Below are 19,851 nucleotides of genomic sequence, written 5' to 3' on the forward strand. Positions count from 1 at the left end.
AGCGTTAAGCTTCAGTCCGCCGGCTTCTGACAGGCAACCGCCAGTTTGGCCTGGATCATAATTGCACATTCCAGCCGTTTTTTCTGCAATTCACAACCCAGCTCATACGGTTTCAGCAGGTCGTTGTGGAACAAATCAGCGTTGGCATGACAGCCGCCGCTGCAATAAAACCGCGCCCAGCACTCACGGCAGGACGGTTTATTCAACACATGGGCCTGCCGGAATTTTACCGGCAGCGCACTGTTTACGACTCCTGTATCTATATTGCCCAGCTTATATTCATCCCGCCCCACAAACTGATGGCAGGGATAAAGATCGCCTGCCGGCGTTACGGCGAAATACTCATGGCCGGCGCCACAACCGCTCAGGCGTTTGGCCACACAGGGACCATTGCTTAAATCCAGGTTAAAATGGAAAAAGTCGAACCCCCTGCCGGCCAGCTTGCGCTCCAGATATTCCACGGCCAGTTGTTCATATTGGCGGTAGAGCTCCGGCAGGTGCGCTGCCGTCAGTTCGTAAGCAGCGTCTTTCGCCACCACCGGCTCCACCGACAGCTGACTGAACCCGAGCTCGGCCATGGACAGTACATCGGCCGCAAAGTCGAGATTGTAAGCAGTAAACGTGCCCCGCAGATAATAGTTCTGGTCGCCGCGGGCGTCGGCAACCTGCTTACAGCGCTTAACCACCAGATCATAGCTGCCGCTGCCGTTAACACAGGGACGCATCCGGTCATGCGTTGCCGCCCGTCCGTCCAGGCTGAGCACCAGGCTGATTTGATTTTCGTTTAAATATTCAATCAGCGGCTCTGTCAGCAACAGGGCATTTGTCGTCAGCGTCAGCTTGAACACCTTGCCGGTTTCCGCCTCCCGCTGCCGCACATAGCTGACAACATGACGGACCGTATCCATATTCAGCAGCGGCTCGCCGCCAAAGAAATCCAGTTCGCAATTACGGCGCCGGCCGCTGCCCGCAATAATAAAATCAACCGCCTTTTCCCCAATCTCCCGGGACATGAGCCCCCGGGCCCGGCCAAAATCACCGGTGCCCGCAAAGCAGTAGCCACAGCGCAGATTGCAGTCATGGGCCACATGCAGGCATAAGGATTTAACCAGCGGCTGTTCACTAAAAGTCAGCGGTACCGTCAGTTCCGGGGAAAATAGCTGCCCGGCCTGTACCAGCTCCGCCAGCTCGGCTACCGCTTCCCTCACCGCCGCCGGCGCATAGGCAGGCTGGAGGGCGGCAACAGCCTGCTCAGCGTTCGCACCGTCATAAATATCCAGTATATCATACGCCAGCTTATCGACAAGATGGACGGCGCCGCTATTAATATCAAGTACAATATAGAGACCGTTTAGATAGAACTTATGAACCTGCATTGATCTTCCTCTTTCTACCGGCGACGTCTTAAAAATGCCGCTCCAAAAATACAGCCCCTTGGCCTGTCGGGGCAAGGGGCTGGGCTGTGCCTACTTCTGGCAGACCTGATTGCCGACAGTGCAGGAAGTCTTGCAGGCCGACTGGCAGGAAGCCTGGCATTCCCCGCAGCCGCCTGTATGTACAGTTTGGGCCAGCGATGCTTTATTGATAGTCACAATATGCTTTTTCATAGTTAATTCCCTCCTTGCCTACTCAATATGTGGGTAAATAAGTAAAACTCTACTATACTATTTTAGCCTTTTTACCGGCAGGAAGCAATAGCCAAACGCACGCGCCCGCCGGGACCGCTGTCAAGGGGACGGTTCTTTTGACAGATGTCAGAAGAACCGTCCCTCTGACATTCGCATCCCTTTGGCACTCCCGTCGGCTACTGCCGGGTGACCGGGGCCAGAATAATTTTGACCGGCAGGTTCGAGGCACCGGGCGGTGAGAAGGTCAGCCACAGCGACTGACCGCCGCTGAAATCACCGAGATGGTCCATGTCGGTTGACGTCTTACTGCCAAAAAACAGCCTGTCCGCCGGGGTGCCGACGACGGCCTCCTCCCGGTGGCGGTATTTAAGCTTGAGGCCGCCGGCATATTCCCCGCCCCGGGGGTTTAGATAAACGGCATAGTTTTGTTCAAAGGCGGTTGGCAAAAATACCCTGTACAAAACACCATAATTACCGTAATTCAGGGCTGGCGAGCCGTCGGTCGCATCAATGCCGGCCACATAGGTGTCCAGCTTATGGTCGGCCAGCGTAATCCCCAGCACGCCGTCGCGGGTGGAATCATATACCTGGGTTGGCACAACCAGCCGGTCCCGGCCGGCGAAAGTGCCTCGCAGGCGCTGACTGTCGGTGGGCAATATCTTCGCTTTTTTAATAAACTCAGCCGGATCAGCCTCAACCGGCAGCATCATAACAACCACCTTCACCGGCTCCTTGGTTTGAAAATCGTAGATGCCATTAACCAGCGCATCGGGGACAACCACCGTTTCATTGAGCACCGGCTCCAACAGGGCCGTACCTTTAGCCGGTACCTCGATCAGTTCGACCTCGTGCTGGTTCAGGTAGTTAAGCTGAGCAATCTTCCCCACGGCCAGATAGTCCAGGCTGGGACCGCCCAGGCCATACTGATTGACAATAACCTGGGCCGCGGTGCGCGATTCATTAACAAGCAGCACGACCACCTTTTTTAACTCCCTGGTCGCATTCACATGATGGAAGAAAAGGCGGACATTACCGGCGACTGTGTCCTGGTACATAATACCGTCGGCCGGAACCATCTCCGGGCTGTCGGAAAGCAGCAGCGTTCCGCCCAGCTCAGTCACGGTCGCAGGCAGTTCGGTAACCCGGGAAACATCAAAGGGTGCGGTTGGACCAGGGTTAGCCAGGCCTGGCTGGGGGGTTGAGACAAAATTAACGGCCATGGTGACAGCAACGGCAACACCGGCCTGACGAAACCAAGTAAACAAATAGCATACCTCCTAACAGGCCAATCGCCTTCCAGGCAATTATAGCAAACTATTGCCTGGCCAGCAACCTGCAGGGAGATTTTACCAGCAAGCCGGTCAGGAAGCCAGGACTGCCAGCGTGGCATACAGGCGGGCCCGCAGCAGCCGAAGATGAAACGCCCACAGACCGCAGCGGGGCCGGGTATATTAACTACTCATTCTGCTCCTGCGCCTCTGCCGGCAGCCGGCTGCGCAGGGACTCGGCAATCTCCCCCAGTTTGCGCAGGCGGTGATTGATCCCGGATTTGCCGACCCGCCCTTCCAGGGCTTCCACCAATTCCGCTAGGGTGGCTTCGCGGTGTGCCAGCCGGGCCTCAGCGACCTCCCGCAGCGCCGGCGGCAGTTTGTCTAACCCCAGGTGCCGGGCAATCAGGCTGATACTGTCCACCTGGCGCACAGCCGCATTAACCGTTTTCTGCAAATTAGCGGTTTCACAGTTAACAAGCCGGTTTACCTGATTGCGCATATCTTTGACCACCCGGACATTCTCAAACAGCAATAAAGCGTTATGGGCGCCGATAATCTGGAGAAAAGCAGTAATGGCATTGCCGTCTTTAAGATAGACTATGTAGTCGTCCTTCCGGTCCGTCATCCGGCCCGGCAGGCTAAGAGACTTCATAATTCTGACCAGCGACTTGGCCAGTTCCGCATTGCCTGTAACCAGTTCCAGGTGGTAGGATCCTTCCGGGCGGTTAACGGAGCCGCCGCCTAAAAACGCGCCCCGCAGATAAGACCGGCGGCAGCATACTTTACGGAGAATGCTGCTGTCAGACTGGACATTCAGGCCGTCCGCCCCCATGATCCCCAGAGCGGCCAGCAGATCATTAACGCCCGGTGAGGGAATAACCCGGACATGGTAGGTGTTACTCTTCTTGAGGCGCCGGCCACGGGTAACCACCACCTCGGTTTTTACATCGGAATACCGTTTGATAAGACTCAGTACCTTCCGGGTGACAGCAGCATTTTCACTGCTGAAATTAATGCCCAGATTGTTATTGCCGCCAATCGCCATCGAACCACCCATCCTGATCAAGGCCGCCAGTTCAGCGGCTAAACAGCAGCTTTGCTCGCCGATAATACGAGCCAGTTCATTTTTTACTTCAGCAGAAAACGACAAAGTCTTCAGTCCTTTAGCTTTTTAATGCTTTCGGCCATAATATAGTAGTCCAACAGCCGCATCCGGTCGGAATTGATCTTAAGGTCATAGACCATGGACATGATGGTACGGGACAGGCGGGCCGGATCATGACGGACCAGATTGGTTTCACTGATCAGATTGGCTTTAACCACCTTAACGCCCATCGCTTCAATGCGGTCCAGATCAGGCACAACCGGCTGCGCTCCCCGCTGGGCATAAAACTCCCGCAGCTCCGGCGCCACCTCCTGGACATTAACAATCGCCATGTCGATCGAACCCGGGCCGGCATGGTCAATAATGGCCTTGATATGGTCGGAAGCAGTATAGCCGTCGGTTTCTCCCGGCTGGGTCATCACATTGCAAATATAAATCTTAACAGCGTCGCTTTCCCGCAGCATCTCGGCGACGCCGTTAACCAACAAATTTGGAATCACACTTGTATACAAACTGCCGGGGCCTAAAATACAGGCATCGGCCTCACGAATCGCCTCAATAGCCCCTTTAACCGGCCTGACATCGGCCGGCGTTATCGCTACCCGTTTTATGCGTTTGCCGGACAGCGGAATCTGCGACTCTCCCTGCACCACGGTGCCGTCCGTCATTTCCGCCAGCAGCAATACCGGCTCAGTCGAAGAAGGCAGGACCTGCCCCCGCACGGCCAGTACCTTGCTCGATTCTTTGAGCGCCAGTTCAACATCGCCAACAATCTCAGTCATAGCGGCGATAAATAAATTGCCAAAACTATGACCGGCCAACTCGCCGCTGCCGCCAAACCGGTGCTGAAACAGCTTCTCCATCAAGGGCTCGGTATCGGCCAGCGCCACCAGGCAATTGCGCAAGTCCCCCGGCGGGATAATGCCAAAATCCTTACGCAGCCGGCCTGATGAACCGCCGTCATCGCCGACGGTCACGATGGCGGTGATATTGCTGGTAATACTCTTAATCCCCCGCAGGAGTACCGACAAACCGGTGCCGCCGCCAATGACGGCAATCGCCGGCCCGCGGTTGAGCTTGCGTTTTTCAAAAATAATCTCAACCAGCTTATCGGACCCTTCCGGCACCAGGACACTGATAACGGACTTGATAATCTGGCGCGTGGCCGCCAGCATAATGCTCATGCCCAAAACAACAATAGTAAGCCCGGCGACGGTAGTAACGGCATAATAATAGTTGCCGGTCGTCAGGTAAAACAAGCGGAAAATAGCTTCTTCCACCACACCGATATATTTATAGTTAAAGACAATGGCCAAACCTAAACTGACTAAAATAACGCCTGCCGAAAACAGCAGCAGCCAGCGCTTAAACTTCATCCCTGGATATAACCATTTCAAAAAGTGCATATAATCACCCGCATCATTCAATCATTTTGACTTGCGCAGTTTCTGACGCCCGATCATTCAATGACGTTGTGCTTAATATCCCGGTGTTCAACATTGACTTTAAAGCCTTTGGCCTTCAGATACTCAAACATCTTTTCCGCAATAAACACCGAACGGTGCAGACCACCGGTGCAGCCGATGGCAATAATCAGCTGGCTTTTTCCTTCTTTGACATAATGGGGAACAAGAAAGTCAATCAGGCCGGCCAGCTTTTCCATAAACTGCTGGGTAACAGGCCATTTCCAGATATACTCACCCACCACAGCCTCCTGACCGCTTTTGCGCCGGAGTGACTCCACATAAAATGGATTGGGGAGAAAACGGACATCCATCACCATATCGGCGTCAAGGGGCATACCGTATTTAAAGCCAAAGGAGACAACAGTCACCGTCATGCGCTCCAGTTCGCGTTCTTCCGCGAATAACAGCGTTATTTTGCCTTTGAGCTCTGCGGTGGACAGACCGGAGGTATCGATAATATGGGTTGCCCGGCCCCGGATTTGCTCCAGCCGGTCCCGTTCACGGTTAATTCCCTCGCTGATCCGGCCATGGGGCGCCATGGGATGACGGCGGCGGGTTTCCTTATAACGGCGGATGATGGTGGCGTCGGAGGCTTCCAGAAAGAGAATCTCATACAAATGCCCCTGCTTTTCCATCCCCTCGAGCACCTGCGCCAGGGTATCAAAAAATTCGCCGCCGCGGATATCGACCACCAGGGCAATCTTGGAAACCTTGCCGCCCGACTGAGCACAAAGTTCAGCGAATTTGGGAATCAGCATCGGCGGCAGGTTATCCACACAAAAGTAGCCTAAATCCTCCATCGCCCGTATCACCTGAGACTTGCCGGCACCTGACATGCCGGTGATAATAACCAGGCGAAAGTTATCTATCGTCATCGTGAACATCTCAACTTTTCCTCCCCTTATCTTTAAAACAGGCCCCAGGATCCCTGCTGATTTGATTAGCAGCCGCTATAGCCAAAGCCGGGCTTTCTGTTCCGAAACAAAGTGCCCGCAATACTTACACCTTAATTATAGGGCAGGGCCGGGAAAAAAGCAAAAAGCAGTTCCCGTCATTGCTGAACAGGAACTGCCGATGCCAAATTTATAGCTTAAACTTACTGACAGAGGTCTGCAACTCCTGGGCCATCTGCTGCAGCCCCTGGCCGGAGGCCGCAATTTCCTGCATCGAGGCCGATTGCTCCTGGCTGGCGGAGGCTACCGTCTGGGTCTGACCGGCAATATCCCTGCTGCTGGCCGAAAACGCCTCGACTGCAGTGACAATGCGCTGACTGCCGCCGGCCATTTCCGATATGGCGGCCGATATTTCCCGGATTTCTGCCGACATTGTGGCAATATGGGCGGCGATCTCGGTAAAGACGCCACCGGCGGTGTGAACGGCTTCTGCGCCCAGCCTGACCTCACGGGTCCCCGATTCCATCGCGGTGACCGCTAAACCGGTCTCAGACTGGATTTCGCCAATCAGAGCGGCGATTTGTTTGGCTGACTGACTGGCCTGTTCAGCTAAGCGGCGCACCTCCTCGGCCACCACGGCAAACCCCCGTCCCTGCTCGCCGGCCCGGGCTGCTTCAATCGCGGCATTCAGCGCCAGGAGGTTGGTCTGACTGGCAATCCCGGAAATGGCATTCACGATTTCGCCAATCTGCTGGGAATATCCGCTCAGCTTACCAACCACAGCCGCCAGGCTGTTGACCGTTGCTTCAATGTTTTCCATCTGGGACACCGCCTTACCCACGGTCCTGCTGCCCGACTGAGCCGCAGCTGCCGTATCCTGTGATGCCGCCACGACCGTACCGGCATTGGCGGCGATCTGCTGAATGCCGGCCGCCATCTGGCCGGCAACAGCCAGGGCATCGTTGGCGGCCGCTAACTGACCCTCGGCATCGGTGGCGACATGCGCGATTGATTCATCCACCTGGCCGGCGGCCCGGGCCGAGGTCTCCACAACAGCCGCCAGGGTATCCGCGGCGGCCGCCACCTGGCCGGCAGAGCCCAGGATCGCCCTGATGGTGGTTTTAAAACGGCTCTGCATGGTATTGAGCGCCGCCGCCAGCTTACTCAGTTCATCACCATCAGCGACCTGTTTGACCGGAATACTCAGATCACCCTCGGCCAGGCTGTTGGCAACAGTAAGCATACTTTCAATCGGCCGGCACACCATGCGGGTGAGCAGAAGGCTGAGCCCGCCGCCAACCAGAACGGCGACCAGGGCCACCAGGGCCGTAATGCCTAAAAGCCGGTCCATACTTATATAGGCACTGCTTGACTGTTCATCCACAATTGCCTTATTAGCTTTGACCACTTTTGTCAAAATATCGGCAATCTGTTCAGAATAAGGTGTAATCCGGGCATTAATGACAGCGGCCTCCGCTTTCAGCTGCTGCGCCTCAGCCGCATTGCCTGCCGCCAGCTGTTGATGGTAAGCACGGACCACCGGCGCCAGATCATTGACAACCCCGTCGGCATGCTTACTTGTCAGCTGAATGAGTTTCTGTACATCCTGGCGGGAGTTTTCATCCACTACATCAATAAGCTGGTGTTCCAGCACTACAGTATTACTCATCGACTGATCCTGCAGCTTGGCAAATTTTTCATCCCCGTAGGCAATAAACCCGCGGGTGCCGGCCACACCGGCCCCAAAGCTGTTTTCAATCTGCAGCGCCAGCTGTAACCGTTTGTTGGCCGCATCAATCGAAGCCAGGGTCTTGCCAAAAGAATTCATCGACAGGTAAGCTATGGCCCCCAGCATAATAATCAAGCCCAGCATAACCGTAAACCCCAGACTGATTTTAGTACCTATCTTCAATTTTCTAAGTACCATATGTATCTCCCCCAGCCCGCTAATATCCCTATATAAAGAAAACACGGCTTGCGCCGAGCCTTGGCGAAAGCGGAAGCCGATGTTGCCCTTATCCAGACGGAAAGTTATACTTTCTTACAGGATAAAAAAAAACGCTTCTAAGCCAGCATTGCTATCACTGTACAAAAGCGTCTTTGCTATCACCTATATGTGTTTATAGTGTAATAATACCAGGTTGTCTGTCACTTGACAAGATACACTTTGCGAAAGCCGTACCAATATTTTAAAATATTTACGCTACTCGCGAAAAAAGGGGACCGCCCGGGGCTACCATTGGCGATCCAGCATAGTCTCCACCTGCGCAGCCGGCAGCGGACGGCTAAATAAATAGCCCTGCATTGTATTGCAATTCATCTCCCGCAGAAACGCACGCTGTTCCACTGTTTCCACACCTTCAGCCACAACCTTGAGCCGGAGATTATGGGCCAGAACAATAATAGCAGAGATAATGGCCGCATCCTCGGCCTCCCGGGTGGCATCCTGAATAAAAATCCGGTCAATCTTAAGGGTGGTAATCGGAAACCGCTTTAAATAACTCAAGGATGAATAGCCTGTGCCAAAATCATCAATAGCAATTTTGATGCCCATTGCCCCCAGTTCCTTAAGGATAGCAATCGTATAATCGACATCCTGCAAGGCAATGGTTTCGGTTATCTCCAGTTCCAGATATTCAGGAGCCAAACCGGTGGCAGCCAGAATCTGGCTGACCCGGCCGATAAAATTAGGCTGACGAAACTGGCGGCCGGACAAATTTACCGATACCACGACCGGCGGATAGCCACGATCCTGCCAGGCTTTATTCTGAGCGCACGCCGTCCTGAGCACCCACTCGCCAATGGGCACGATCAGGCCTGTTTCCTCAGCCAGCGGGATAAACTCCATGGGCGGCACCAGGCCGCGTTCGGGATGCTGCCACCGGACCAGCGCCTCAACGCCGGCGGTACGGCCGGTGAAGCTGTCAATCAGCGGCTGATAATACACGACCATTTCCTGATTGCTGAGGGCCTGCCGCAGGCTGTTCTCCAGCACAATCCGCTCCAGCACCTTTTCGTTCATGCTCTTGGTATAAAACTGATAGCCGGCGCCGCCCTGCTCCTTCGACCGGTACATGGCCGACTCGGCATTTTTCAGCAGCGAGTCCACATCCTGACCGTCATCAGGGAAGACCGCAATGCCGACACTGGCGGCTGCATGCCAGCTATAGCCGTTCAGGTCGATTGGCCGGCGAATTTCTTCAATCATAATTTCAGCAAATATTGCTGCAATTTTAGATTCAACCAGGTCCGGCAGCAAGACGGCAAACACATCGCCGCCAACCCGGGTTACCACTGCTTTTTCCCCTAAGCACCGGGTCAGTCTGATGGCAATAATACTAATAAGTTTATCGCCAATACTATGGCCTAACGTATCATTGACAACCTTAAAGCGATCAATGCCGACAAAAAACAAGGCCATCATCCCACCGTTACGTTCCGCTGCCGACAGGGCCATCATCAGGCGGTCAATCAGCAGCAGGCGGTTGGGTAAACCTGTTGCCCGGTCAAAATAGGATAAATACTCGATCATGGCCTCGGCCCGGCCGAGCCTGATCGCGGTCCGCAAGCCCCGGGACAGAATTTCTTCGGAAAGTTTTCCTTTCACCAGATAGTCAGTGGCCCCGGCCTTCATGGAATCAACAGCCAGTTGTTCGTCTCCCTGGCCGGTCAGAATAATCACAGGCGTTTTGACGCCGGCCGCCCGGATCGCCGACAGCACGGCTAATCCGTTATCACCAGGCAGGCAATGATCCAGAAAAATACAGTCATAGCCGCCCCCCCGGGCTTTCGCTAGGCCATCAGCGCCATTATCGGTTTCATCGATTACAATATCGACGTACGCCGCCTTCAGCGCCCGTATGACCATAATCCTGTCAACCTGGTCGTCATCAATCAGCAGTATACGGAGTTCTTCAACCATGCCAAGCCTCCCTTATGGCATTTCACTTAAGGTCCAGTAATGATCCAGCGCCGCCATAGCTTCAACAAACTGCTCAAAGGACACCGGCTTAATAATGTAACCGGCAACATTGAGCTGATAGGCAGCAATCACATCACATTCCTCATCAGAAGTTGTTAAAACGATCACTGGCAGGATCTTATGCTCAGGGTCCTGTCTGATTGCCCGCAAGAATTCAATCCCGTTCATGCGCGGCATATTAATGTCCAGCAAAATAATCCCCGGCCGGCCCATACCGTCAGGGCCGCTCTGCCTGCGCAGCAGGGCTAACGCCTCAACCCCGTCGCGGGCTATGTATAGCGGATTGGTCAGGTTAATTTTTTTAAAGGCCCTCATTACATTCATGATATCCACTTCATCATCTTCCACCAGCAGTATACTCATGCTCTTATCCCGCATATTGAGCCTCCCCAGCCTTTTGGTAATGGATATTCTCACCTGCGCCTGTAATTTCCTGCTGAATGGTGTCAGATTACAAGGATTTTTTACATCGCTATCGCAATATGTATTTTTCAATGGCTTCTGCGACCCCGTCAGCATCATTGGACAGCGTCTCGAGCCGGGCGGCCGCTTTGACGGCGGCATTGGCATTACCCATCGCTACGCCCCAGCCGGCATATTGCACCATCGCCAAATCATTGCCGCTGTCGCCAAGCGCCATGATTTCCGCTTGCTTAATGCCCAGCCCGTCGGCCAGAAACGCCAGGGCCTGTCCTTTATTGGCCAGCGGGTCGGTAAGCTCCAGAAAAGTCGGTTTGGAAACAGCAATACTGAGTTTGCCGGCAAACGCAGCTTTTAACTGCCCGGAAATCTTTACAATCTCAGCGGGGTCGGCCATAATCAGGATCTTGCTTGGGCAGCCCGCTTCCGTGTATAAACGGTTGCCCAGCACAACCGCCGGTACCCCGGCCAGTTCCGCATAACGCTGCGCATAATGGTTAAGCTCAGCCACATGGAGCTCATCATCGACATAGGTCTGGACATGCCAGCCCCGCTCCCGGCATAAGGCCAGGATCTGGCCGGTAAGCTCCCGGGGGACCGGTCTGTTCAGCAGTACCTCACCCGACAAACAGGACTTAATCAGCGCCCCGTTATAAGTAATAATCGGCACATCAAGCCCCAGCTGCCTGGCATAAGGCAGGGCCGAGGCGTACATCCGCCCGGTCGCAATCGTTACCATAACCCCTATTGCCACGGCCTTGCGGATCGCCGCACAGGCCCGCGGTGAAACGGCCAGCTTACTGTCCAGCAGGGTATCGTCCAAATCCAGGGCTATTAGTTTTATCTTCATTATTACTCTCCTTTGCTGCTTGAATAACGGCGTGGAATTCCTGGCTGCAAACCTGGTTACGGCAGTCATCACGCTATAATAAAAAAGGAATTTTGCGGTTGGCAAAATCCCATAATTTTTACCTGTCCTGTATCACTTTAGACAAGGTAAAGCTGCACAGAGTCATCAGCAATACGCCTGCCAGCAAGGCAATGGCACCGGTTACCTGAAACCCCGGCAGGGCCTTAACGACCATGAACGGGGTAAAGATATTGGTCATCACCGTAACGCCGCCCAGGGTCAGCATATTAAACGGCAGCTCCGCCAGGGCTAACAGCGGTCTGATGGCGGCATTGGCCAGACCGACAATCGTCGCTCCCAACAGTGTCCCGCCCAGAGTATCCACAAAAATACCCGGCAGCTGGGCCACCATGACCACCAAAATAACTGCATTGATTATGATTCGCAACAAAAAACCTGTCACCGGACTTAATCCCCTCCTGCCGAATCACCATTTCCATATCGGACCGGTATCTATTATTATATCCCACCGGGCAAAATTCCCGCAACATTTTTTTTAGCCTGTGACTAACCGGCAGTTGGGGTTCAGACCTCACCGGCAGCTAGGTTTTCGCTATGCCGGTCCGGCAGCTATCGCCCTCATCCAGCTGCTTTACAGCAAACTGCCGCCGCTTTCCAGGATGAGCAGCGCTTTTTTCATCTCCAGCCCGCCCCCAAAGCCGGTAAGACGGCCATTGGCTCCCACTACCCGGTGGCACGGCACGACCAGGGGGGTGCGGTTATTATGCAGCGCCCCGCCCACGGCCCGGCTGGCCCCGGGGTTGCCGACAGCCCGGGCAACCGCCTGATAGCTGACCGTGGTCCCATAGGGGATTTCTGCTGCCGTAAATTTAAGAACGGCTGTCTGAAAGGGGCTGTAGAACCGCCAGTCAACGGGAACCGAGAACGTGACCGGAAAGCCCTGAAAATACAGCCTCAGATCACCGGCCAGCTGCTCCGACCACAGGCCGGCCTTATGGCCGGCAGCCAGCGGCATAACCTTGCCATTTGGGCGCTGGATATCAGCAGCCGCCAGTTGCGCCGCCGGCCGCGGAAAACCCAGGGCCCACAGGCCGGTGTCAGACCAGACGGCAGCCACCAGGCCCCAGCCGGTGGTGATGGTATTGCCATAAAGGCTTGCCGGCTCTACCATAATATTTCCACAGGCACATCACTCAGCCCGGCTGTACCGGTCAGGATCATCGCCGCACTAAGCTCAGCTTTATATTTATTAAGAACAAACGCTACCCCGTCAGCACCGCCGCCTACCGCCGCAATCGCCAGCGGCCGGCCCAGCAGCACGGCATCAGCGCCCAGGGCCAGCATCTTCAAAACATCAGTCCCGCTTCTGATACCGCCGTCCACCAGGACTGTCATCTTGCCTTTGACGGCTTCAGCCACATAAGGCAGCACTTCAGCTGTACCGGGTGTATGATCAAGCGCCCGCCCCCCATGATTGGAAACAACAATGGCATCAACCCCGGCCTGCCAACAGGCTTCGGCATCATCAGGGGTCATGATCCCTTTGACAATAAACGGAATGGGCGTATGGTTCTTAATGTATGCAAGCTCCTGAATGGTTTTGGGGCCTACAGGCTGACCGGCATTGGTCATATTCACCAGGGCGGCGGCGTCAATATCCATACCGAAAGCCGGGGCCCCGGCCGCGGCGGCCTGTTTGGCCAGCTCCACGATTTTATCGGTGTCCCGCGGCTTAATAACCGGTATGCCCCAGCCATCCTCACGGCCAATGGCATCCAGGCCGGCATCAAAGACAACCGGCACCGGGCCGTCGCCGGTCATGCCGATCGTGCCTGCCTGCCGGCAGCCGCTGATGATCGCGGCGGTGTATTCCGCCTCCGCCATGGCCCCATTCATATTAAGGGCAATACCGCCGATGGCGGCACCAATCACCGGCAGCGCCAAATCCAATCCCAGAATACGGCAGGCCAGATCCGGCTTCTTCACACTGTGAACGGTCCTTAAGTTCAGCCGGCATTCAGCCAGCGCCTGTATATTATGACGAAAGGCTGCACCTGTACCCAGGCCGCCCATACCAGGCACCTCGCCGGCACAGATAGTCCCGTTGCACACCGGGCACACCCGGCAGGCGCCGCGAAACCTTGCTTTCGCTGACCTGTGAATTGTATTTATATCCATACAGATTCCCTCCCCAGTGAAACATTTGTCTTTTGTTGAAATTCTTTTTTAGCCGGTAAATTCCTGCCGAACGGTGGCTAACAGGTATAAATTTTATTAACCTGACCATATTACAATTAAGACAACCGTTGAGTTGAGGAGGTCATGTTATGACTGTGATGGACAAAATTAATTCGCAAACCCGCACGATTATCAATTCCATTTTTGACAAAGAGCCCTTAAACTACATTGAGGCTGCCGGCTTATACGGCGTCGTTGCTCAGGGCCGCTTCAACATCTCGCTCCTGCAGGTGATGTACAATCATACCAATGACCCGGAGCTTAAGGCCCTTGTTAAGGAAGCGATTGACCAGCATGTGGCAATGACTATCGAAAAGGCGGAAGACAAGCTGGCCAGCACTGATGGCCACACACCGGGTTTCCATTTTATCAAACGCAACCTGCACGATTCACCGCTTAATATCCCGGACGATGCCCGGCTGACCGACAGGGAAATCGCCATTGCCGTCGGCACAATGGCCAAGGCTTCGCAAGCGGTCATCCTGACCGGCCTGCACCAGTCCTATCAGCTGGATGTCGCCCTCATGTACCGTAAGGCCCTGGATGACGGCCTGGACTTTGACTACCGCTTATTACAGCTTATGCTGAAAAAAGGCTGGCTGCCGCATCTTAATAAAATTTCTCATTAGTTCTCTCTTTAGTAGCTTGTCAGCCCTAAAACGGTGGAATAAAGGGCTTGGTTTTACTTTTGGCATTGCCCCAAAAGTAACAAAAAGTCTAGGCCCAGAGCCTCCAAAAGCTGAAAAGCCGGGCGGTATTCCTAAAATCCGAAACTCGCTGCGCTCAAACAGTACGGATTTCTTAACGGCATACCGCCCGGCTTTTCTCCTGCGGAACGCTTTTTCCGGCAAAGGGCCGGGGGGGTTACCGGGGGTGCGGGGGCACCGTCTCTGCTCAAGCTGGGCATTGACCTTGGTCCCCTTATTTTATAAGGACTTTCAGCCTCGCAAAATTTATAAATTCTCATAGTATAAAAAAAGTCGCGCCCGGCGCGACTTTTTTCTATCTATTACAGCTTCTCAAACTGATCTTTGCCTACCCCGCAAATCGGGCACTGCCAATCCTCGGGAACATCGGCAAAGGCCGTTCCCGGTTTAACGCCATGGTCCAGATCACCCTCTGCTGGATCATATTCATAACCGCATACCATACACTTATATTTTTCCACTGACAATCACTCCTCTTCGCTAATTGAAATGCCTGTCTATATTTTACTATTTATGGAACAGGATTGCAAACTAAATTACCGGCGGAAAAAGTTATACACCGCCTCGGCGGCCGGTGTGCTCATCCCCTCTACCTTTGTCAGTTCGGGGATTGCCGCGGCTTTAATCTTAGCCAGGCTGCCAAAGTGATCCCACAGGGCTTTGCGCCGTTTGGGACCAATGCCGGGGATATGGTCAAGAACGGACACCAGGTTCCGTTTCGAGCGCAGCTGCCGGTGATAGGTAATGGCAAAGCGGTGGGCCTCATCGCGAATGCGCTGCACCAGATACAGTGACTGGGAATGGCGCGGCAGGATCACCGGCTCGCTGCTGCCCTCGCAAAAAATATGCTCAAATTCTTTGGCCAGACCAACAACCGGTACTGTACTAAGCCCGGCCGCGCGAATCACCGGCAGGGCGGAGCTAAGCTGGCCCTTGCCGCCGTCAATAATGATTAAATCGGGAACAGGGCCTTTGGTAAGCGCCTCCCGGTATCGCCGCCCCACGACCTCCTGCATCGACTTAAAATCATCAGGCTTGCCCTCCACTGTTTTCAGCTTATAGCGGCGATACTCATTTTTGTTCGGCTGTCCGCCCTCAAATACCACCATGGAGGCTACCGTTTCCGAACCCTGAATATGGGAGATGTCAAAACACTCAATCCGGTCAGGAGCTGCCGGCAGACCTAAATAGTGTCCAAGTTCAGCCGCCGCCCCGGTTGTTTTGTCAAAGTCAGCCTCCTGCCGCACGGCCTGCTCCTGCAATACATTGGCCGCATTGCCTGCCGCCATATTGACCAGATCCTTTTTCGTCCCCCGTTTCGGTGTTTCCACCTGCACACGGCTGCCTTTGACTGAACTCAGCCAGTCTGACAGGAGCTGCTGCTCAGCCACAGCCAGCGGCAGCAGGATTTCCCGGGGAATAAACGCTGCCTTACTATAATACTGCTTGAGAAAAGCCGCCAGGATAGCCTCATCGGTCTCATCTTCGCCACCAGCCAGCATAAAGTGGTCGCGGCCCACCATTTTACCGCTGCGGATAAAGAAAACCTGGGCGCAAATGCCGGCGGCCGACCGGGCCAGGCCGACCGCATCCTGATCACCGCTGCCTGTAACAATATTTTGCTTTTCGATAATCTTTTCCACCGCCGTGAGCTGGTCACGCAGCCTGGCGGCCTGTTCAAACGCCAGTTCCGCCGCCGCCGCCGCCATAAGCCGCCGGAGGTTTTTAACAACAGCATCACTGCGGCCTTCCAGAAACAGCCCCACCGCCTTAATCATCTCCCCGTAGGCGGCCTGATCGATCTTACCGGCACAGGGAGCCAGGCAGCGTTTAATATGATGTTCAAGACAAGGCCGCTTCGCATCAAGCCGCCGGCAGGAGCGCAGCGGAAACAGCGTCTTCAGCAGCCGCAGGGTTTCATGTACGGCCCCGGCACTGGTATAGGGACCAAAGTAGCGGGCCCCGTCCTTAACCACCTTACGGGTGGCATACACCCGCGGATAGTCCTCCTTGGTCACCTTAATATACGGATAGGTTTTATCATCCCGGAGACTGATATTGTATTTGGGCCGGTGTTTTTTGATCAGATTGCATTCCAGGATCAGGGCTTCAATCTCCGAGGCGGTAATGATGTATTCCAGATCGGCAATCCGCGCTACCAACGCCAGTACTTTCGGCGCCTGCTTGCGGCTGGACTGGAAATAGGAACGCACCCGGTTTTTCAGATTGACAGCCTTGCCGACATAGATAATCCGGTCTTTATTGTCCTTCATCAGATAAACACCGGGTTTATCAGGCAGCAGCGCCAATTTTTCCTCAACAACAGCAGCAATGGTAGAAATAGCCGGCACCCTCCCTTACTGCCGCGGTCCCCGTGCTAACACCGGGGCCAGATAATGACCGGTATAGGACTGGGGCACAGCCACCACCTGCTCCGGTGTGCCCTGGGCAACAATCGTCCCGCCCCGGTTACCGCCCTCCGGGCCCAGGTCAATAACATAATCGGCAGTCTTGATTACATCCAGGTTGTGTTCAATCACGATTACCGTATCACCGCCGTCGACCAGCCGCTGCAATACCTCCAGCAGCTTGTGGATATCGGCAGTATGCAGTCCGGTCGTCGGTTCATCCAGAATATACAGGGTCTTACCGGTACTGCGGCGGGCCAGCTCAGTCGCCAGCTTAATCCGCTGGGCTTCGCCGCCTGACAGCTGGGTAGCCGGCTGTCCCAGTTTGATATACCCCAGACCAACATCCTGCAGGACCTGCAGCTTGCGGTGGATCTTGGGGATGTTCTGGAAAAACTCAACCGCTTCATCCACAACCATAGCCAGCACATTGGCAATACTTTTGCCTTTATAGCGGACCTCCAGGGTCTCCCGGTTATACCTGGCCCCTTTACAAACCTCGCAGGGCACATACACATCAGGTAAAAAGTGCATCTCGATCTTGATAATACCGTCGCCTTTACAGGCCTCGCAGCGGCCGCCCTTGACATTAAAGCTGAACCGGCCCGGTTTATAGCCCCGCATCTTGGCTTCCGGCGTCTGGCTGAATACCTCCCGGATATTATCAAACAGGCTGGTATAGGTTGCCGGATTGGAACGCGGCGTACGGCCAATGGGCGACTGGTCGATATCAATAATTTTGTCAATATATTCCAGGCCGCGCAGACCTTCATGCGCCCCGGGCCGGGCATGGCTGCCGCGATACAGCTGACTGGCCAGGCCTTTATAGAGAATCTCATTCACCAGGGTGCTTTTGCCGGAGCCGGACACCCCGGTAACGGCGGTAAATACCCCGAGGGGAAAGCGGGCGTTCAGTTTTTTCAGGTTGTTCTCCCGGGCGCCGATAATCTCCACCCATTTGCCATTGGGCTGACGCCTCACCGCCGGGACCGGAATGGCTTTACGGCCGCTCAGGTACTGGCCGGTGACCGATTCGGCGCAGGCTTTTATCTCTGCCACCGTGCCCTGGGCGACAACCGTGCCGCCGCCGGCCCCGGCCACCGGGCCGATATCAATAATGTGATCGGCGGCATACATGGTATCCTCATCATGTTCCACCACCAGCAGCGTATTGCCCAGGTCCCGCATGTGCTTCAGGGTAGCCAGCAGCCGGTTGTTGTCGCGCTGATGCAGGCCAATGCTGGGCTCATCCAGGATATAGAGCACCCCCACCAGCCCTGAACCAATCTGGGTGGCCAGCCGGATGCGCTGGGCTTCCCCGCCGGAAAGCGTACCGGCCGCCCGGTCCAGGGTCAGATAATCGAGGCCGACATTGAGTAAAAAACCCAGCCGGGCATTAATTTCTTTGAGGATTTGATTGGCAATCACCGCTTCGCGGGCCGTCAGTTCAAGTTGGCCAAAGAACTCTTTCGATTCCGCTACCGTCATCCGGGTCACTTCATTGATATTCCTGGTACCGATCCGGACTGCCAGCGCTTCCGGCTTCAGCCGCGCCCCCTTGCAGGCCGGGCAGGGCTTGGAGCTCATATACTCTTCAATCTCTTCCCGGGCCCAGTCGGAGGTTGATTCACGGTGGCGGCGGGACAACAGGGGGATAACCCCTTCAAAAGTCGAATGATAGGTTTTGGTTTCACCATACATATTCTCATAGCGGAATGTAAATCTTGCCTGACCGGCGCCATTGAGGATAACCTCCTGGACAGGCCCGGGCGTCTGTTCCCAGCTGTCATACAGCGTCTGCCCGAAGTGTTCGAGCACCGCCTCCAGCTGACACATAAAGTAGGAATTAGAGCTCTTGCTGAGCGGGGCAATGACCCCGTCGATAAAGGCTTTGCCCGGATCGGGAAGGACCAGGGCCGGGTCGATCTCCAGATTATTGCCCAGACCGGTGCAGGCGGGACAGGCCCCAAAGGGGCTGTTGAAGGAAAACATCCGGGGCGCAATCTCCGGCAGGCTGATGCCGCAGTCCACACAGGCAAAGTTCTGGCTGAACATCAGCTCATTGGTGCCGCCGACAGCAACCGTCAGGATGCCGCCGCCCAGTTTAAGGGCCGTTTCGATAGAATCGGCCAGGCGGGCGGCTACGCCGTCCCGGACCGCAATCCGGTCGACAACCACCTCAATGGTATGCTTCTTATTTTTTTCCAGCTTAATCTCTTCCGTAATATCGCGGATCTCACCATCCACCCGCACCCGGACATACCCGTTCTTACGGATGTCTTCCAGGATTTTCTGATGCTCGCCTTTTTTGCCGCGTATCACCGGCGCCATAATGCTCAGCCTGGCCCCCTCACCCAATGCCAGCAGCTGATCAACGATCTGCTCCACCGTCTGCTGGCTGATAGGCTTGCCGCATTTGGGGCAATAGGGACGGCCGGCCCGGGCAAACAACAGCCGCAGGTAGTCATAGATCTCAGTTACCGTACCGACTGTCGACCGCGGGTTGCGGCTGGTAGTCTTCTGGTCAATCGAGATCGCCGGCGACAAGCCTTCTATATAATCCACATCAGGTTTGTCCATCTGGCCCAGAAACTGCCGGGCATAGGCCGACAATGACTCCACATAGCGGCGCTGCCCTTCGGCATAGATGGTGTCAAAGGCCAGTGAGGACTTGCCTGAACCGCTCAGACCGGTGATAACGACCAGCCGGTCCCGGGGGATTGTTATGTCAATATTTTTTAAATTGTGCTGTCTGGCACCTTTAATAATAATGCTGTCTGTCATGGTGGTTCCCCTCTTTATGCTACTATCTATTAACTGATATTGATTATTCGACTTTACTATTATACCAGTATTCGCCGC

Annotated in this window: 17 protein-coding genes; 1 reads left to right on the plus strand and 16 read right to left on the minus strand. The window is 54.8% G+C overall.

Annotated features, from left to right (window positions below; all coding sequences use genetic code 11):
* Nucleotides 1-11: 11 nt before the first annotated feature.
* From scfB to SPTER_RS16305, 13 genes are all read right to left on the minus strand, one after another.
* The gene (scfB, locus tag SPTER_RS16245) at nucleotides 12-1,376 is read right to left on the minus strand and encodes a thioether cross-link-forming SCIFF peptide maturase (protein ID WP_144351329.1); all 1,365 of its coding nucleotides are present in this window, start codon (nucleotides 1,374-1,376) and stop codon (nucleotides 12-14) included.
* 90 nt (nucleotides 1,377-1,466) lie between these two features.
* Nucleotides 1,467-1,607: a six-cysteine ranthipeptide SCIFF gene (scfA, locus tag SPTER_RS16250; protein WP_144351330.1), complete on the minus strand. Its 141-nt coding sequence runs from the start codon at nucleotides 1,605-1,607 to the stop codon at nucleotides 1,467-1,469.
* Between the two features lie 197 nt (nucleotides 1,608-1,804).
* Entirely contained in the window at nucleotides 1,805-2,893 is a 1,089-nt protein-coding gene (locus SPTER_RS16255; protein WP_144351331.1) for a copper amine oxidase, read from the minus strand.
* A 190-nt stretch (nucleotides 2,894-3,083) separates the two neighbouring features.
* The gene (whiA, locus tag SPTER_RS16260; RefSeq protein WP_144351332.1) at nucleotides 3,084-4,049 is read right to left on the minus strand and encodes a DNA-binding protein WhiA; all 966 of its coding nucleotides are present in this window, start codon (nucleotides 4,047-4,049) and stop codon (nucleotides 3,084-3,086) included.
* Nucleotides 4,050-4,054: 5 nt separating this feature from the next.
* The gene (locus tag SPTER_RS16265; RefSeq protein ID WP_144351333.1) at nucleotides 4,055-5,410 is read right to left on the minus strand and encodes a gluconeogenesis factor YvcK family protein; all 1,356 of its coding nucleotides are present in this window, start codon (nucleotides 5,408-5,410) and stop codon (nucleotides 4,055-4,057) included.
* 53 nt (nucleotides 5,411-5,463) lie between these two features.
* The gene (rapZ, locus tag SPTER_RS16270) at nucleotides 5,464-6,339 is read right to left on the minus strand and encodes an RNase adapter RapZ (protein ID WP_144352948.1); all 876 of its coding nucleotides are present in this window, start codon (nucleotides 6,337-6,339) and stop codon (nucleotides 5,464-5,466) included.
* Between the two features lie 214 nt (nucleotides 6,340-6,553).
* On the minus strand, nucleotides 6,554-8,290 hold the full coding sequence (locus SPTER_RS16275) for a methyl-accepting chemotaxis protein (RefSeq protein ID WP_144351334.1): 1,737 nt from the start codon (nucleotides 8,288-8,290) through the stop codon (nucleotides 6,554-6,556).
* Nucleotides 8,291-8,596: 306 nt separating this feature from the next.
* Nucleotides 8,597-10,285 (minus strand): putative bifunctional diguanylate cyclase/phosphodiesterase, encoded by a 1,689-nt coding sequence (locus SPTER_RS16280; protein WP_144351335.1) that lies wholly within the window; start codon nucleotides 10,283-10,285, stop codon nucleotides 8,597-8,599.
* Nucleotides 10,286-10,297: 12 nt separating this feature from the next.
* Nucleotides 10,298-10,723 carry a response regulator gene (locus SPTER_RS16285; RefSeq protein ID WP_144351336.1) on the minus strand — a complete coding sequence of 142 codons (426 nt, stop codon included), beginning with the start codon at nucleotides 10,721-10,723 and terminating at the stop codon, nucleotides 10,298-10,300.
* A gap of 94 nt (nucleotides 10,724-10,817) precedes the next feature.
* Nucleotides 10,818-11,615 carry a Cof-type HAD-IIB family hydrolase gene (locus SPTER_RS16290; RefSeq protein ID WP_144351337.1) on the minus strand — a complete coding sequence of 266 codons (798 nt, stop codon included), beginning with the start codon at nucleotides 11,613-11,615 and terminating at the stop codon, nucleotides 10,818-10,820.
* Between the two features lie 118 nt (nucleotides 11,616-11,733).
* Nucleotides 11,734-12,078 (minus strand): phage holin family protein, encoded by a 345-nt coding sequence (locus SPTER_RS16295; protein ID WP_144351338.1) that lies wholly within the window; start codon nucleotides 12,076-12,078, stop codon nucleotides 11,734-11,736.
* Between the two features lie 189 nt (nucleotides 12,079-12,267).
* The gene (locus tag SPTER_RS16300; protein ID WP_144351339.1) at nucleotides 12,268-12,807 is read right to left on the minus strand and encodes a methylated-DNA--[protein]-cysteine S-methyltransferase; all 540 of its coding nucleotides are present in this window, start codon (nucleotides 12,805-12,807) and stop codon (nucleotides 12,268-12,270) included.
* Nucleotides 12,801-13,814, minus strand: a complete 1,014-nt coding sequence (locus SPTER_RS16305) for an alpha-hydroxy-acid oxidizing protein (RefSeq protein WP_144351340.1) — start codon at nucleotides 13,812-13,814, stop codon at nucleotides 12,801-12,803. The genes SPTER_RS16300 and SPTER_RS16305 overlap by 7 nt, the downstream gene beginning before the upstream one ends.
* A 149-nt stretch (nucleotides 13,815-13,963) precedes the next feature.
* Between SPTER_RS16305 and SPTER_RS16310 the strand changes: the two genes are divergently transcribed.
* Nucleotides 13,964-14,503, plus strand: coding sequence for a DUF3231 family protein (locus tag SPTER_RS16310; RefSeq protein WP_144351341.1), 540 nt, complete (start codon nucleotides 13,964-13,966; stop codon nucleotides 14,501-14,503).
* 380 nt (nucleotides 14,504-14,883) lie between these two features.
* On the opposite strand, the gene rd is transcribed toward SPTER_RS16310, so the two are convergent.
* The 3 genes from rd to uvrA all read right to left on the minus strand — a co-directional run bounded on the left by rd (nucleotide 14,884) and on the right by uvrA (nucleotide 19,773).
* Complete coding sequence (rd, locus tag SPTER_RS16315; RefSeq protein WP_144351342.1) at nucleotides 14,884-15,042, minus strand: rubredoxin; 159 nt, start codon at nucleotides 15,040-15,042, stop codon at nucleotides 14,884-14,886.
* A 75-nt stretch (nucleotides 15,043-15,117) separates the two neighbouring features.
* Complete coding sequence (gene uvrC / locus SPTER_RS16320; RefSeq protein WP_144352949.1) at nucleotides 15,118-16,914, minus strand: excinuclease ABC subunit UvrC; 1,797 nt, start codon at nucleotides 16,912-16,914, stop codon at nucleotides 15,118-15,120.
* A gap of 24 nt (nucleotides 16,915-16,938) precedes the next feature.
* Nucleotides 16,939-19,773: an excinuclease ABC subunit UvrA gene (uvrA, locus tag SPTER_RS16325; RefSeq protein WP_144351343.1), complete on the minus strand. Its 2,835-nt coding sequence runs from the start codon at nucleotides 19,771-19,773 to the stop codon at nucleotides 16,939-16,941.
* Nucleotides 19,774-19,851 lie beyond the last annotated feature (78 nt).

The organism is Sporomusa termitida, assembly GCF_007641255.1.
GTDB classification, from domain to species: domain Bacteria; phylum Bacillota; class Negativicutes; order Sporomusales; family Sporomusaceae; genus Sporomusa; species Sporomusa termitida.